The organism is Cocleimonas flava (assembly GCF_004339015.1).
GTDB classification, from domain to species: Bacteria; Pseudomonadota; Gammaproteobacteria; order Thiotrichales; family Thiotrichaceae; genus Cocleimonas; species Cocleimonas flava.
Genome location: NZ_SMFQ01000002.1, coordinates 427,242 through 444,112 on the forward strand (window position 1 = coordinate 427,242; position 16,871 = coordinate 444,112).

Sequence of the window (16,871 nt, forward strand, 5' to 3'; positions counted from 1 at the left end):
ATTGAGCAAAGATCAATGATGCTTTTTTTGCGTCTTGCGATAGTTACCAGGCGCCATTCCTGTGATCTCTTTGAAGGCGGTATAGAAATTTGATTGTGAAGTGAAGCCCGTTGATAAGCCGATGGATAACACCGACGCGTTAGGCTCATCAATGAGTAATCGCTTTGCTTCAGTAATTCGATATTCCCTCAACAGTTGAGAAAAACTCTTTTTGAATCGTGTGTTAATTAATTCGGACAATTGATGGTTGCTGATACCCATTTTTTCAGCAAGCGAAGCTAGACTCAAACCATCTTCTACGTAGAGCTTTTCTACTTCTAGCAGTTGGCGTAATTTAAGCACCAGCGCTTCGCTATCCAGATTATTCAGCGTACTGGTAGCGTATGCCGCTTCCGCTGCTTCGGCGACTTCCTGGGTAATGTCGGGAAAACGTAATAAGGTGAAAATAATCACCACAAAACTCAGGCCAAGCAAACATGCATAACTCGTGTAGAAAACGTAATCGCTGATAAGGGGCATTAACACACCAATGATTAATACCAGAATAGCGAGCAAGCCAATTGCGAATAGCGCCAGTAATTCTAATTTAAAGCGTGAGCGTTGTGCTCTTAAAGAATAAATACTGTAAGCCAGCCACAACACATAACCTGTACCAAATACAAAGGCGAAAAGTTGGGCAGTACTTGAAGGTATCAATAGCGAAATGAGCGCGGGCAACAAATGCAATAACTGTATCGGTTGGTAGCTGTTTTCTACCCGTAAAACATCTCGGATAAAAAAGTAAAAAGCGGGCGACACGATAAACAGTAAAAAGACATAAAACCGGGAATTCACCATATTCCCCTGATTCGCCAGAAAATCATAATGAATCAATTGCATCGACGCTAAACCCAATAGCAACACAACGCCTGCAGCTTTGGATAGCCACTTACCTTGATAGTGATTGGTGTTGGTATCCAAATGCGTGAATATCAACACCAGCGCGCTGATTACTGAGAAACCGCAAAGTAGAAAGGTCATTGTATTGATCATGGTAAACATGAGGATAGTTTACAGTAAAAGCTTCTGCAAACTCAGTGAGTTAGCCTAACGGTTATTAATCGTTTAGTGCAAAAACTCTTCTCATAAACGTATGGATAAAAAAAGGGGCGTGACTAATAAAAATCACACCCCCCTACTTTTAAGCACTTTTTTTATCTTTATTTAGATCATCAAATAAAGATATCAACCTACTTGGTAATGATTTCAGGCCCCATAAACATCGTTGGCAACCATGTTGAAACAGATGGAACGTAAGTTACGATGATCAGGAAGATGAACATAATCAACAACCAAGGTGCTGCCGCTTTAACCACGTTGAGCATCGACATGCCTGCAACTCCGGCGGTTACGAATAGATTAAGCCCCACTGGCGGCGTGATCATACCGATTTCCATATTCACCACCATGATAATTCCGAGGTGAATCGGGTCTATACCCAACTCTATCGCAATCGGGAAAACCAACGGAGCAACAATGATAAGAAGCCCTGATGGCTCCATGAACTGACCACCGATAAGCAATAAGATATTTACAATAACCAAAAACATAATCGGACCGAAACCGGCAGATAACATGGCTTCGGTAATCATTTGTGGAACACGTTCTTCGGTAAGTACGTGCTTTAATATCAATGCATTCGCAATGATAAACAGCAACATGATCGTCAATTTGCCCGCTTCTAACAGACTCGTCTTGGTATCTTTATGCCAGAAAACCGAAAGACCACGCCATAACAACATGACTCCGCCTTTACCTTTAGATTTAAAAGGTCCCATGTCTTTATAGACAAAGTTAGCAATCAAGAATGCATAAATAGCTGCAACTGCTGCAGCTTCTGTCGGCGTAAAGATGCCTCCGTAGATACCACCAAGGATGATAACGATCAGCATTAATCCCCAGATTGCATCTTTCGCGGCAGAAACTATTTCGCCCCAACCAGCCCATGGCTGTGAAGGTAGGTTTTTCCAGCGAGCGACAATATAAATACCAATCATCAACATTCCGCCAGCCATCAAGCCGGGAATAACACCAGCGAGGAACATTCTTCCCACCGATACGTCAGTCGCAGCGGCGTATACCACCATCACGATTGAAGGCGGAATAAGAATACCCAAAGTACCCGCATTACAGATAACGCCCGCAGCGAATTCTTTGGTGTAGCCTACCTGCACCATGCCTGCGATAACAATAGAACCTATTGCCACAACCGTCGCTGGTGAGGATCCTGAAAGTGCAGCAAACATCATACAGGCAAAAACAGATGCCATTGCCAAACCACCGCGGAAGTGACCCACCACAGCAATCGCAAAACGAATAATTCTATGCGCCACACCACCGGTGGACATAAACACCGAGGCTAAGATAAAGAAAGGTATCGCGAGCAACGTATAGTGCCCTTCGAAAGCCGAAAATAAGGTCTGCGCAACCGATCCTAAAGATGCATCGGAATGAATGAGTAAAAATATGATACTGGAGAGACCCAGTGAAATAGCAATCGGTACACCGATTAGCATGAAGCCGATTACCATCAGGAAAAGTATTAAAATATCCATTAGTCTTTTCCTCCAGCTGCTTCGTTCTCAAGTTCTTTTATATCGTCTTCAACTTCGTGAGCGGCTATCAATTTATTGACATCTCCCTGATAAATTTTCCAACCCACCTGCAAATAGCGGAAGGTAATTAAAGCCATGCCCAAAGGCAGAGCCATATAAGGAATAAAGCGAGGTATCTTCTCGTACTTCTCTCCTTCATTAAGCCAATCAGCCAAAAACATAAACATTTCCGGCATCGGAATGTCCTGGGTTTCTAACCAGGCTCGTTCAGTAATAAATGGATACCAATAATCCCAGGAGCCAATTAATAACAAAATGGAAAATGCCATACAAGAAGCCCAAGCCAGTAATGCCAGTACTTTACGAGCACCCGGTGAAACCGCATTGATGACGACATCTACGCCTATATGTATATGTTTTTTAACGGCGTATGAAGCGCCCATAAGGACCAACCAGGCAAATAAGAATACGGTTATTTCCAAGGCCCATAAAATATTGCCATTAAAAATATACCGCGCGATAACATTCGCAAAAGTGATTAGTGTCATCAAACCCAAACATATTGCTATGCTGGTTTCTTCGATACTATCCACTATTTGTCCGATCTTTGAAGTCGGCTCAGGAGTCATAATTGGACCTATGATTTTGAGAGTGAGAGAAACTAACTTTTTATAAATAGTTTTATAAAAAGGTTGATTAAAATTTGATAAAACAACGGCCAGATATACTGACCGTTGAGTAACTACATTTATCTACAAAACAAACCTTACTTTTGGTTTGCTTTTAAAGCAGCGTTCATTAAGTCTTCGCCTATGTCGCCTTCAAACTTCTTCCATACTGGCTTCATTGCATCAACCCAAGCCTGACGTTGCTCAGGGGTTAAAGTACGAACTTCACCACCTGCTTTGATCACGTTAGCTTTATTTTCGTTATTCACTTTCGTTGATTCAGCGTTACGTGCTTCTGTTACTTCTTTTATGATAGTTGCCAGTTGAGTACGTACATCATCAGGAAGTCCATCCCACCACTTGCTTGAAGTTACTAATAAATAATCAAGAATACCGTGATTGGTTTCGGTTGTACCATCTTGTACTTCGAAGAATTTCTTACCGTAAATATTCGACCAGGTATTTGATTGTCCATCGATTACTTTGGTTTGTAGTCCACCGTACACCTCTTTAAAAGACATTTTTTGTGGTGATGCGCCTAGCTGCTCAATCTGTGCAACTAATACATCAGAAGCCTGTACACGGAACTTTAGACCTTTCGCATCTTCCGGCTTAATTAAAGGCTTATTAGCAGAAAACTGCTTCATACCGTTATGCCAAAAAGCCAAACCTTTAAGACCACGACGAGTCATTGAATTCTTTAGCTTCTCACCATCTTCAGAGTTTTGAAAACGATCAACTGCATCAACATCTTCAAATACAAACGGTAAATCAAAAATACGGAATTTCTTCGTGAATTTTTCAAATTTTGATAATGACGGCGCTGCTAATTGAACATCACCATTGAGCATCGCTTCTAATACTTTATTATCATCATAAAGCGTTGAGTTTGGGAAAACCTCCATACATGCTTTGCCATTCATCTCTTCATTGACGCGTTTTTCAAGAAGGGTTGCTGCTATGCCTTTAGGGTGCTTATCAGTATTGGTAACGTGACTGAATTTGATTACCATCTCGCCTGGATCACATTTTGCCTGTGCTACTGAAGTTGTAAGCACCATCGCTGATGCAACGGCTAAACCTAATAATGCTTTTTGCATGTTTTTCTCCTATTGAATAAAATTATTTTTCTCTGAACAAAAAAATGAGTTCAGGTTTTATATAGCACAGAGTGTGCCAACTTTCGCTACTGGAAAGTGCTACTTGTGTTTGATAGATAACTGCCTGATTCGTAAGAATTTAGTTTTTACGAAATCTCAATTTATCCCTATGTGGTATAAATTATAGTAGTAAAACTGGCGAATGTTCGCCATCCACAGAAAAAAATAGGCGGAAAACCGCCTATTTCAACCTGTATATCAGAATGATTATTTTGTGATAGCGCTTTTAGTTAATTTAAATAACTTTTTCGCTCTAAATCGAACTTTACTAATTTATCGGACAAAGTTCTTCTGGGTAGCTGCAGCGCTTCCATGACTTTAGCAAGGTTACCTTTATGCTCTATGAGCGTTTGCTCAATCACACTTTTCTCAAACCCAGCCACCTGTTCTGCGAGGCTTAAACCTTCCTCTGAAGCATTCGATTGCATGATTTCCTGAAGCTCAAACCCAACACTCTCACCCAATAACACATAGCGCTCGGCAATATTTCTTAATTCTCTGATATTACCCGGCCAGTCATGCTCTAACAGTACTTTCACCGCTTTAGAGTCGAGTATAGGCATTTCTCTTTTGGTTCTCGCCGTTGCCACTAATACAAAGTGTTGAAATAGCATCGGTATATCTTCGCGTCTTTCGCGTAACGGTGGCAGCTCTAGTGTGACCACATTCAAACGGTAATAAAGATCTTGTCGAAATTCATTTTTTTCGGCGGCAGTTTTCAAATCAACTTTTGTGGCTGCTAACACACGAATATCCAGAGGTAAGGATTTGTTTGAACCTAAGCGCTCGATACTTCTTTCTTGCAATACTCTGAGTAAGGGCACCTGAGTTGTAAGCGCCATGCTTTCAATCTCATCCAGAAATAAGGTTCCGCCATTTGAATGCTCAAATTTACCAATGCGTTTCTGTTTTGCGTCGGTAAACGCCCCTGCTTCGTGGCCAAATAATTCACTGTTGAGCAATTGCTCCTGAATCGCACCACAATTAATGGCGACAAAGTGATTATCACGACGCTTACTTTGCTCGTGCAATGAACGGGCCACTAATTCTTTGCCGGTTCCGGTTTCACCCATGATCAATACATCGGTATCTGCATCGGCAATTCTTGTAATCATTTTGCGCAGTTTTAGTATCTTGGGTGCTTTGCCAATAATTCTAGGTCCAAGATGGTTCTGACTGGCTAACTCTTCTTTTAACAAGCGGTTTTCTAAGCTTAATTCGCGTTGATTAAGCGCTCGATTGATCTTATCCACCAATAAAATATTAGAGAAAGGCTTCTCAATTAAATCATACGCACCTTTACGAATAGCATTTACCGCGGTGGAAACATCGGCATGACCGCTGATGAGGATAACGGGAAGTTTGGGGTCTATCGCCAAACTATGGTCTAAAAACTCCAAACCATCCATTTCGGGCATACGGATATCACTTAAGACCACCCCGTTAAAACTTGTCGATAACAACGGCAAGACCTCTTTAGCAGAACTAAAGGCTTCCACTTTTATATCAGCAAGCTGTAATGTCTGCGAGATTGACTGCCTGACAGTCTCTTCGTCATCGATAAGTAATACGGTAGGTGAATTCATAGTTAAAAATCGCTTTCAGTCTGCGTATCAACCGCAGGTAAACAAAGTGTAAATAATGCACCACCACCTTTACGATTACGAGCATCAAGTGAACCATTCATATCTTTTACCAGATTAAATGATATAGACAAACCAAGACCCAGCCCCTTGGAGGTGTGCTTTGTGGTGAAAAAGGGTTCGAATATTCGAGATAAATTACTTTCTTCTATACCAGTGCCGTTATCACTAATTTCAATACAATATTCGTGATTACATGCCTCACCGTTGTCTTTCAAAACCTTATCCGCTGAGCCCTTTTCTGTCACATCAATCCATACATTTCTCTCGGATTTCTCGCTGGTGGCAGAAATAGCATTACTGATGAGATTAACCAATATCTGGCTCAACCAAACCTCATCCGCCAACACCATTTTCTTGGGGTCATGAGTGTTGATTTTGTAATTTATATTGGTGCCACTGCTGACAATTTTAGAGTTTACGATAGCGATCGCTCTGTCAATTGAGGCATCTATATTCACTGGCTTTAATTGGCCTTTGCTTTTACGCGCAAACGATTTTAGCTGACCTGTAATCGCCGCCATATTCTCAGTAAGTTTGGTGATTTCAGTGAGATTTTGACCGACCATATCCAGTCGATCTTTTTGTAGAAACTGACTGGCATTATCAGCATAAGCCCTTATCGCAGAGAGCGGATTATTGATCTCATGCGTAATGCCTGTAGAAAGCTCTCCTAGTGCAGCCATTTTTGCGGCCTGGATTAAATCTTCCTGAGACTTTTTTAACGCCTGCGTTCTCTCTGCCACTTTGTTTTCTAATTCTTCAGTCGCCCGCTGTTGAAAATCTTTTCGCTGGTTTTGTATTTTCATTAGCAGGCCAGCAAGTGCTGTTACCAATAAAATCAAAATGGCACTGATCAGCATTTTTCTGGAAATTGCTTTTTCCGCTATCGAATAATCTGACAACACCCTGACATCCCAGCCAGCCATATCCATGTTTTTAGTTAACATTTGGTATTTTTTATCGAGCAGTTTTACGATTTGAAAGCCTTCGTCTTTCAAATCGAAACTCTCTTTATTCAGCGTTTTGATATCTTTTTTATACTGGTAGCGTTTATTTCTTTTAACGACACTCAAGTTAACATCGGATATCGCATTTAAATCCCATTCACTTTTGCTGCTTAAAAATATGATGCCGTTATTGTCTGTCACAACAAAGTCGACATTAGCCGCGGTCCAGTTAAAAGCAAGGTCACTCAGCGGCACTTGCACAACCACAATTCCAATTACTTTTTTATTCACTTGAATAGACCGGGCGAAGAAATAATAACGCTCGTTATTTTCAGTCTGCGAGGTAAAGTAACGCCCTAGAATATTGTGCTTTGCCTGAGCAAAATAAGGCCAATCTGAATAATCTTTATCGATGAGTGAATTTTTATCAGCCCAATTACTTGACGACACCACCTTACCCACAGAATTCATCAAAAATATCGTCGTTGTCCCTGATATATTATTGATATGCTCCAATGAGAGATTGATGCTTTCCTGACCACGTTTAAATGGTTCAGTAGACTCAGTGGTTTTCAAAAAATCTATTATTTCATTATTACTAGAAAGCAAAGAAGGCAGATATAAATGTCTTCCAAGCGTAATTTGAAGTTTATTAACGATCAGCAGAAGTTGTCTTTGAAGCGTTGTTTGCAGTTCCGTCTCAGCGCTTTTTTTGGCGTAACTATAGGCTGTCATCAACGCCAAAGAGGCGAGGATAATTCCAAATAATATAAGCAATCGGGGAGATTTAACGGACGATGATTTAATGTTTGATTAATCCTAAAATACTATTAGTCGATATCTGCAATAAAAATCAAGCATACAATAGCATATATAATGATGCTTATTTAACCGAGTAACAAACCCCAATAATAAAAAAAACGCCTCAAAGTGGGGGGGTGTATTTTAGCCTTTAAAAATAGTGTTTATAGATGCTGAAGATTACAAACCTGCTTAAGCAACTTTTCCTAATCAGGCTTTATAGGAATTCAAGCTAACTATTTTTTCATCCTTATTTTCAAGTGACGATTCAAGATTGAAATACTTTGCGTATTCCTGATAGCTATCCGTATGGCTAGTCTCATCGTGTAATGCTAGATATACTTTATTTCTTCCGCGTTTTTTCGACAGATACAGCGCTTCGTCTGCCCTGTCTAACCAGCTCGTTGCGTTTTCATCTTTTGCGGGAATTTCAGTCACACCGATGGATACCGTCAAATCGTATTTTGCCAGAGATGGAAAAGCAGCTACCTTCTCTCGAATAGACTCAGCCAGTTTTGCAGCACTGTCTAAATTTGAGTTGTACGCAAGAACGACAAACTCTTCGCCACCATAACGGTACACAGAATCAGAGCTTCGAATACTCGCTTTAATCAGCTTGGCAAAGACGGCTAATACTTCGTCACCTTCTGCATGGCCAAAGGTATCGTTGATTTTTTTGAAGTGATCAATATCCAGAATCATAATAGAAACCGTTTGATTACTTCTGCTGAGACTGGCACTTAAATCATCTAATTTTTCATTAAATGCCAAGCGGTTTTTAACCCGCGTTAAGCTATCAATAGTTGCCAATTCAAACAATAGACTCTGCTGGTTTTCTGATTTAGACGCACCAAGATATAGCAAGATATTCAACAAGATAAGCGCCGGGTAATAACTAACAAGAAACTCGGTCGTTATCTGGTCTATGACAATCAGCGTAGAAGCTAAAGACAATAAGATACTAGAGGCTAATGCGACGGTTTTATTTATGGTGTAGTAACCTATTCCCACAAACGCAAAAATCCACATAAAACTATTGATGCCTTTTACCGAAACGATAATCAACATAAAAATGGAGCTAATACCAAACACGACATAGTTTACATACTGAACTTTTTTACGGCGCCAAATGCTAATACTTAAAGAAAGCAGTAATAAAGATATAGCGAGGTCAAACATACCTATGACGAAATCATTCGTATAAAACCGATACATCGACATTGGGAATATAATGAAAAAAGCAACCGAAATACCATAGAAATAGTATCGCGAGTCTAGATTTTGTATCTGGTTTTGACCCAGAAACATCTCTAGATTTGTTTTTTTTGTTTCTAATGGCATAGCATTCAATTATTTTTAAAATAGTTATCTATTAAATACAATGCAATTTTTGTGCCATGCAATATATTGGCGATAAAAGCACATCTAGCTATGCATTTGAGACACACGTGACAACTTTATGTGGACATTTTTTGACATTGTAGAAAATAAGCAATTTATGTACACATCGTTAGATTGGCCAATCTAATGATACAAATAACTCAAAATCTAAATTAAACGCAATTGTTCTGGCATATCAGGGGGATTAAATTGCAAACCCAACCCGATCAAACGAACGGGTCGTTGACCTCTTCGCCACGCATCTGCACACAACCTCATATAGGCGTGTTTATCGGGCTTATTTCCAACCATCTGAATCGTAGTTGTTTCAAAATCATCAAATCGCAATTTAACAAAAAGTGCTTTGGGGATAAGTCGCTGTTTTTTTTGAGCCCTTTCTAGCCTAACCAACAATTCAGCATAGATTTTAGCAAGCTCTAGCAAACAACTTTCCAGATCAGGTAAATCCTGGGCAAAGGTATCTTCAACACTTAAAGATTTACGCACCCAGTGGGTTTGCACAGGACGAGTATCGATACCCTGACTGTATTTATAAAGTTGTTCGCCAAAACTTCCAAAGTATTGATTAAGCTTATCCAGCCCCATCTTGTTTAAATCTTCGCAGGTTTCGATATTCAATTCCGACATCCGTTTTGCAGTGACTTTACCGACGCCGGAAATGGCTTTAACAGGTAACGCTTTAACAAACTCTTGAACATCATCCGGTGTTATCACTTTTTGACCGTTGGGCTTATTCCAGTCACTCGCTACTTTTGCCAAAAATTTATTTGGAGCAACTCCGGCTGATGCGGTTAAGCGTTGAGTATCGAAAATACGCTCGCGAATCTGTTGCGCAATCAAGGTAGCGCTGCCGCCACAATGGCTTGATTCACTGACATCAAGATAAGCTTCATCTAACGATAATGGTTCGATTTGATCAGTGTAATCTTGAAATATCTGATGTATTTCGCCGGAGATCTGTTTATAAAGATCCATGTGCACAGGGGTGGTAATCAAATTCGGGCATTGTTGAAATGCCCGCGACATCGGCATCGCTGAATGTACCCCGAACTTTCGTGCCTCGTAATTACAGGCTGCAACCACCCCCCTACTTTGAGGGCTTCCCCCAACAGCGACCGGTTTTCCCTGTAACTGAGGATTTTCACGGACCTCTACCGCTGCGTAAAAACAATCCATATCAACATGAATGATTTTACGCATCATAGAACGATTTAAACCGTCTTCAGTGGACACTTCCTGTTCCAGAAATATCGGTGACGTCAGCATCCACAAATAAACGCTTAACATCGATGCTATCGAGTGTGTATTGCGTATTACAGAATTCGCAATCAATCGTTATTTGCCCTTGCTCCTCAATGATTGAGTTTGCTTCCTGCTCACCTATAGAGCGAATTGTATTATCAATTTTTTCATTAGAGCAGGTGCATTCGAAGCGTAGAATCTTATCTTCGTAAATCCTAAGATCTTCCTCGTGATAAAGCCTATGCAGCAAGGTTTGTGAGCTTAAATTTAGCAACTCTTCCTTGGTAATCGTATCTGCTAAAATAGTGGCGTGATTCCAGCCTTCGTCTTGAATTTCTGATGACTCTGAAGGCAAACATTGCAACATCAAACCCGCTGCACGGGTGTCATCGACAGCTAGCCACAAACGGGTTTTAAGCTGTTCCGATTGAGCAAAATATTCACTAAAAGACTCGGCAAGAGACTCACCTTCCAACGCGACAAGACTTTGATAGCGCTCGCCTTGTGACGCATTAGGCTCAACACTAATAACCATCGTCGCCAAGCCCTGATCTTCTGCTACAAATAAATCCTGAAATTTAGCATCATCGGCAATCTCACCATGCCAGTTTGCCATGCCACGGATTGCACCATCGGATGTGGCTTGTACGACAAGCGTGGAAACAGGCATCGCTCCCCGAATTTGTAATATCAGTGAACCATCAAATTTCAACGATTCTGCCAATAAGCTGATAGCAACAAGTGCCTCGCCTAATACCTGTTTTACAGGTTCGGGGTATTCAGCATTATTTAAGATTTCTCGCCAGGAAGAATCAAGTGATACCCACTCGCCGCGAACGTGTAAATTTTCTAATTGAAAACGATGAAGTGAATCCGACATGAATCCGTACCTTTTTTGCAAAGGACAATTCTAACGCAGATAGAAGAAATGGAGAACAATAATGATACAAAAAATAATAAAAACGAAATATAGGCTTCGAAACTCAACGCCCAAAAATCTTAGATAGATTTGATTAAATTAAACTTTTTTACCTGGGAAAACCGCTACTTTATTATCTTTTTGTTGATAACTTGATCCGACAGAAATTGGAGGTCTGCCTTTCTTCGCGGCATACATTCTCTTATCAGCAATATCCAGTAGCACACTGATTTGATTACCATGAATAGGATATGCCGATAGACCGATACTAGAACCCACTCGCACGCGGATGCCTTCAATATTCATCGGTTGAGCAATAATGGCTGCAAATTTTTCAGTCATATTTTCCGCTTCACCAAGGTGATCTTTATCCATCATCAAACCGATAAGGTATTCATCACCACCTAAACGGGCAATGTGATCTCCTCTTCGGATAGCCAACTCTAAGCGCTTTGCTACAACCTTTAAAACCTTATCTCCAGCGGCATGACCATAAATATCATTCACTTGTTTAAAGCCATTAAGGTCCAGGAACATAATCACTAGAACTTTGTCTTTCTCTTCGGCCTCTTTCATTGATGCTTCAAGCAACTCAGTCATATAACGACGGTTGGGTAGGCCCGTCAAAGGGTCATGATTTGCTAGATATTCATTGTCTTTTGCTTCTTCGGTTTTCTTTTCTAAGGCATGAGTCAATGCTTCTTGTAAGAGATAATTTTCTCTTATAAATTTGTCTCTCATTAACCTCGCTACAATACCAATAACTACAGCTGAAGTTACAAAAAAGAGGTTAGTTATTAACTCGAATATTGTTAATGAAAACTCTGGTGCACGAGTATAATTTTCAATATAGAAATAACCACCCATTACAATAAAAGTTACAACTAAAGAAGCACTAAATTTTATATAGGTCCAAGAATAAAGAGTCATGATGATTAAAACTAAACCAACAAAATATACAGAATAAGCATGCTCATGGGGCAATGCTTTATAGACCATGTACTCAATCCCTAATGAAGTAGTCAGAAATATAAAAGAAAGAACGTAATCTTTATACTTATAAAACGAAGGATGATATGTAGAAAAGTAAGTAAACACTAAAGCTACCAGAACTAATAATCTGGTACTCACTACTTCATTGAAGGCAGAAGGTATCGCCCAAATATCGACAAAAACAAACACAATAAAAAGCAATGCGCTTAATATTGATAGAGTCTTTGTTGAATCAATTACTTCATTTTCAGAGTAAAACTGAAACTGAGTTTTGGGTTTCTTAAACATTGAATGCTCGTATTTTTATTATTTTATAGCTTTATATTAAAAACTATTGTTTATATTTAGTCCCAAGAATAATTGAAAACCCATACAAATCATAACTTTTCTGACTAACGGCTTTTCAATAAAGCTATTTTATTTTCTTAAATGTAAAAACAAATTAACTCCTGTTGCTTCACTGTTTACAGAAATCTTATCCCTATCTATCATCGCTTTTAGTGCAAGCTCAATTAACATCTCTTCATTTCTATGATTGAGATACCAATTTCCATAGACTTCCATTTCATTTTTTCCAGGATTGCTAGTAGAGAAATTTCCAATAACCATTTCACCACCTTCCTCTATAAATTCATACATTCTGTGAATTAATCGTACAAACAATTTATCAGAAAAGTAATCAAAAAGGCCTGAAGACCAGATTAAACTATATTGCCTGTCTGGCTTTAATCTAAACGCATTACGATTTATAAAGTTAATGTTTTGATAGAAATTGTCGCAAACAGCAGAAGCATAATCTATCGCTGCGGCATCCATATCAACACAATCTATATAAACACCTGTTTTATCGTTATTCAGGAAAAACTCATTAACATCTCTACAAGGACCACTGCCAAGGTTTAAAATATGTGTGTTTTTACTAGGTTTATTTAGATTTCTTTTTTCGTTTATTAGGTCAATGAAGTAATCTTTTCTATTTCTAACAGCAGTAGACGAATCTGCTTCGTGATAATAGCAGTCCCATTTCTGAAGAAATGGGTCATCAGAAACATGCTTTAGGTGAATTTTATCTATTAGTTCATAGTCCCCAGCATACCCGTGGGGCTTCATAAAGGTGTGACCAATAATTGAATTTAAATCTAATATTGGTTTAAAAATATTATAAAGCTTAGCTTCTTCAACTAATGTAATGTTTTTTAAATTAGAGGCGATCGTCTTTAATTTTTGATAATCGTTTTTTTCAGGACCACCTTTTTTAACAATACACTCTAACTCACTTATGTATTTCGCAACTTCCATGTTCCAACCTTAATTATAAATCTATTATGGTCTGAATGTATCCAAGTCAGACGCTGATTAAATTTACACAACGATAAAGGGTATGCCTGAATCGATGATTAGCAATTAAGCTAGTTAGAAACACCTTGGTTATTGTTGTTGTAAAATCCTTTTACGAACAAGGCATTTGCTACCTATATAGTGGCAACAATGCACGAGTTTGTTCAAACCTTTAAAATCATTATTTTTATAGGTCTGATCAAGGATTTTAACCGTTGCTAAGCACTCAACTTATCTTTCAACATTTGATTCACTTGTGCAGGGTTTGCTTTGCCTTGTGAAGCTTTCATTACCTGCCCTACAAAGAAGCCAAAGACTTTATCTTTACCGCTCTGGAATTGCTCAACCTGAGCAGGATTATTGGCGATAATCTCATCAATGATAGATTCGATCGCTCCCGAGTCAGTGATCTGCTTAAGACCTTTTGCATCGATGACTTTATCAGCGGTAGATTCGTCTTTACCGCCTTCATCATTCCACATCGCTTCGAAAACTTGTTTGGCTATTTTGCCAGAGATTGTTTTGTCTTCGATGCGTTTGATTAATCCCGTTAGCATTGCTGCGTTCACTGGAGAATCATTAATACTAAGGTCTTCTTTATTTAAATGGCTAGATAGTTCGCCAGTAATCCAGTTAGCCGCGAGTTTGGCATCCGCACTTTTTGCGACAGATTCAAAATAGTCTGCCGTTGCAATATTGGCTGTTAAAACACCCGCGTCGTATTCACTGAGATCGTATTCTTCTACGAAACGCTTGAATTTAACATCGGGTAATTCTGGTAGTGTTTTTCTCACTTCTTCTAAAAACTCATCCGTGATTTCTATTGGCAATAAATCAGGATCAGGGAAGTAGCGATAATCGTTCGCTTCTTCTTTAGAACGCATTGAGCGTGTTTCGTTTTTATCAGGATCGTATAAACGTGTTTCCTGTACGACTTCACCACCCTCTTCGATTAGATCGATTTGGCGCTCTACTTCGATATTAATCGCACGTTCAACAAACTTGAACGAGTTGATGTTTTTAAGCTCGGCACGTGTTCCAAATTCTTCCTGACCTTTTGGGCGTACTGATACATTAGCATCGCAACGGAAAGAACCTTCCTGCAAGTTACCGTCGTTAATACCCAGATATTGCACAAGCTCATGAATCTTCTTCATGTAGGCAACGGCTTCTTTTGCAGAACGCATATCCGGCTCGGATACGATTTCCAGTAATGGCGTACCCGAACGGTTTAAATCGATACCTGTCATGCCTGCAAAATCTTCGTGCAACGATTTACCCGCGTCTTGCTCTAAATGTGCACGCGTAACGCCCACACGTTTAGTTTCACCGTCTTCTAAGGTGATATCGATATGACCGAGTTCTACGATTGGCTTGTCGAACTGGCTGATTTGATAGCCTTGTGGCAAATCCGGGTAGAAATAGTTTTTACGCGCAAAGACATTGCCTCTACCGATTGGCGCACCAATTGCCAGACCAAACATTGCAGCCATACGCACTGCTTCTGCATTCAAAACTGGCAACACACCCGGCATGGCGAGATCGACGACATTCGCTTGTGTGTTTGGCTCTTGTCCGTATTCTATGGATGAACCAGAGAATAATTTGGATTTAGTCGAAAGTTGGGCGTGTATTTCCAGCCCGATTACTGTTTCCCATTCCATGTTATTTCTCCCCTTCACTAACAGCGTATTTTGAAGGCGTTTGCTTGTGCCAATCTGTTGCTTGTTGGTATTGATGTGCGACGTTTAACATTTTGCCTTCAGTGAAAGCATTACCGATAATTTGTAAACCTACCGGCATATTGTTAGCAAAACCAGCCGGTACTGACATACCCGGTAAGCCTGCTAGATTAAGCGCAATGGTGTAAATATCAGATAAGTACATGCTAATTGGATCATCCGATTTTTCACCAATTTTGAATGCTGTTTCTGGTGCCACTGGCCCCATAATTACATCCACTTTTTCAAAGACTTTTTGGAAATCTTCGCTGATTAAACGACGAATTTTCTGTGCTTTTAAGTAGTAAGCATCGTAATAACCGGCTGAAAGTGCATAGGTGCCCGTCATGATTCTACGTTTTACTTCGCGACCGAATGCATCACCACGCGAACGCATATACATATCCGTAAGATCAACAGGATCTTCACAGCGATAGCCGTAACGCACGCCATCAAAACGTGAAAGGTTTGATGATGCTTCTGCTGGTGCAATCACGTAGTAAGCAGGAATAGCTAAATGCGTATTCGGCAAGCTAACTTCGACGATTTCAGCGCCAAGTTTCTTGTATTCTTCGATAGCCGCCTCGATCACTTTTGCGACTTCGCTGTTTAAGCCTTCTTCGAAGTATTCTTTAGGTAAACCAATCTTTAAGCCCTTTAACGAATCATTCAGCGTCGTTGAAAAATCTGGCACGGGAATATCAACCGAGGTTGAATCTTTCGCATCGAAACCTGACATGGCTTCTAATAACAATGCACTGTCTGCAGCCGATGATGCAAATACGCCACCTTGATCAAGACTTGATGCATAAGCGATCATGCCGAAACGAGATACACGACCGTAGGTCGGCTTAATGCCTGTAATGCCTGTGAGTGATGCGGGCTGGCGAATAGAACCGCCTGTATCTGTACCTGTCGCGATAGGTGCAAGTTTTGCGGCAACCGCAGCGGCACTTCCACCTGATGATCCACCAGGAACACGATCTAAATCCCACGGATTTTTGACTGCACCGTAGTAGGAGTTTTCATTAGATGAACCCATCGCGAATTCATCCATATTGGTTTTACCCAACATAGGCATGCTGATTGATTTAAGCTTTTCTACCACTGTCGCGTTATAAGGTGCGATGAAGTTATCCAGCATTTTAGAACCTGCAGAGGTTTTGACACCATCGGTACAGAAAATATCTTTATGCGCTAGCGGTATACCTGTTAAACCAGACGCAGAGCCGCTGGCAATTTTTTCATCTGCGGTTTTTGCTGTCGCTAGTGCTTGTTCTGCAGTCACTGTGATAAATGCATTAAGTTCGCTATCGTGGCTCGCAATACGATCAAGATAGAATTGCGTTAATTCAACACTTGAAAATTTGCCGCTTTGTAAACCGACACTGAGTTCAGCTAGAGATTTATTAATCATTTGATTATCCATACTAATGTGTCC

General features: G+C 40.0%; 13 protein-coding genes. All 13 read right to left on the reverse strand.

Annotated elements, in window-relative coordinates; translation table 11 throughout:
• Window positions 1–12 precede the first annotated feature (12 nt).
• On the reverse strand, window positions 13–1,020 hold the full coding sequence (locus EV695_RS02015; protein WP_165874592.1) for a helix-turn-helix domain-containing protein: 1,008 nt from the start codon (window positions 1,018–1,020) through the stop codon (window positions 13–15).
• Between the two features lie 209 nt (window positions 1,021–1,229).
• Window positions 1,230–2,594, reverse strand: a complete 1,365-nt coding sequence (locus EV695_RS02020; RefSeq protein WP_131904242.1) for a TRAP transporter large permease — start codon at window positions 2,592–2,594, stop codon at window positions 1,230–1,232.
• Window positions 2,594–3,223: a TRAP transporter small permease gene (locus EV695_RS02025; RefSeq protein WP_131904243.1), complete on the reverse strand. Its 630-nt coding sequence runs from the start codon at window positions 3,221–3,223 to the stop codon at window positions 2,594–2,596. Before EV695_RS02025 ends, EV695_RS02020 begins: the two co-directional genes overlap by 1 nt.
• Window positions 3,224–3,360: 137 nt before the next feature.
• Entirely contained in the window at window positions 3,361–4,362 is a 1,002-nt protein-coding gene (locus EV695_RS02030; RefSeq protein ID WP_131904244.1) for a TRAP transporter substrate-binding protein, read from the reverse strand.
• A 290-nt stretch (window positions 4,363–4,652) separates the two neighbouring features.
• The gene (locus EV695_RS02035) at window positions 4,653–6,008 is read right to left on the reverse strand and encodes a sigma-54-dependent transcriptional regulator (protein WP_131904245.1); all 1,356 of its coding nucleotides are present in this window, start codon (window positions 6,006–6,008) and stop codon (window positions 4,653–4,655) included.
• A 2-nt stretch (window positions 6,009–6,010) separates the two neighbouring features.
• Window positions 6,011–7,792: a sensor histidine kinase gene (locus EV695_RS02040; protein ID WP_131904246.1), complete on the reverse strand. Its 1,782-nt coding sequence runs from the start codon at window positions 7,790–7,792 to the stop codon at window positions 6,011–6,013.
• 234 nt (window positions 7,793–8,026) lie between these two features.
• Window positions 8,027–9,157, reverse strand: a complete 1,131-nt coding sequence (locus EV695_RS02045) for a GGDEF domain-containing protein (RefSeq protein WP_131904247.1) — start codon at window positions 9,155–9,157, stop codon at window positions 8,027–8,029.
• Between the two features lie 207 nt (window positions 9,158–9,364).
• Window positions 9,365–10,450, reverse strand: coding sequence for a DNA polymerase IV (gene dinB / locus EV695_RS02050; protein ID WP_243651424.1), 1,086 nt, complete (start codon window positions 10,448–10,450; stop codon window positions 9,365–9,367).
• On the reverse strand, window positions 10,440–11,339 hold the full coding sequence (gene hslO / locus EV695_RS02055) for an Hsp33 family molecular chaperone HslO (protein WP_131904248.1): 900 nt from the start codon (window positions 11,337–11,339) through the stop codon (window positions 10,440–10,442). The genes dinB and hslO overlap by 11 nt, the downstream gene beginning before the upstream one ends.
• A 138-nt stretch (window positions 11,340–11,477) precedes the next feature.
• Window positions 11,478–12,659 carry a GGDEF domain-containing protein gene (locus EV695_RS02060; RefSeq protein ID WP_131904249.1) on the reverse strand — a complete coding sequence of 394 codons (1,182 nt, stop codon included), beginning with the start codon at window positions 12,657–12,659 and terminating at the stop codon, window positions 11,478–11,480.
• A gap of 129 nt (window positions 12,660–12,788) precedes the next feature.
• Complete coding sequence (locus EV695_RS02065) at window positions 12,789–13,670, reverse strand: class I SAM-dependent methyltransferase (RefSeq protein ID WP_131904250.1); 882 nt, start codon at window positions 13,668–13,670, stop codon at window positions 12,789–12,791.
• 257 nt (window positions 13,671–13,927) lie between these two features.
• Window positions 13,928–15,373 (reverse strand): Asp-tRNA(Asn)/Glu-tRNA(Gln) amidotransferase subunit GatB, encoded by a 1,446-nt coding sequence (gene gatB, locus EV695_RS02070; RefSeq protein ID WP_131904251.1) that lies wholly within the window; start codon window positions 15,371–15,373, stop codon window positions 13,928–13,930.
• A 1-nt stretch (window position 15,374) separates the two neighbouring features.
• Window positions 15,375–16,847, reverse strand: a complete 1,473-nt coding sequence (gatA, locus tag EV695_RS02075; protein WP_131904252.1) for an Asp-tRNA(Asn)/Glu-tRNA(Gln) amidotransferase subunit GatA — start codon at window positions 16,845–16,847, stop codon at window positions 15,375–15,377.
• Window positions 16,848–16,871: the final 24 nt, after the last annotated feature.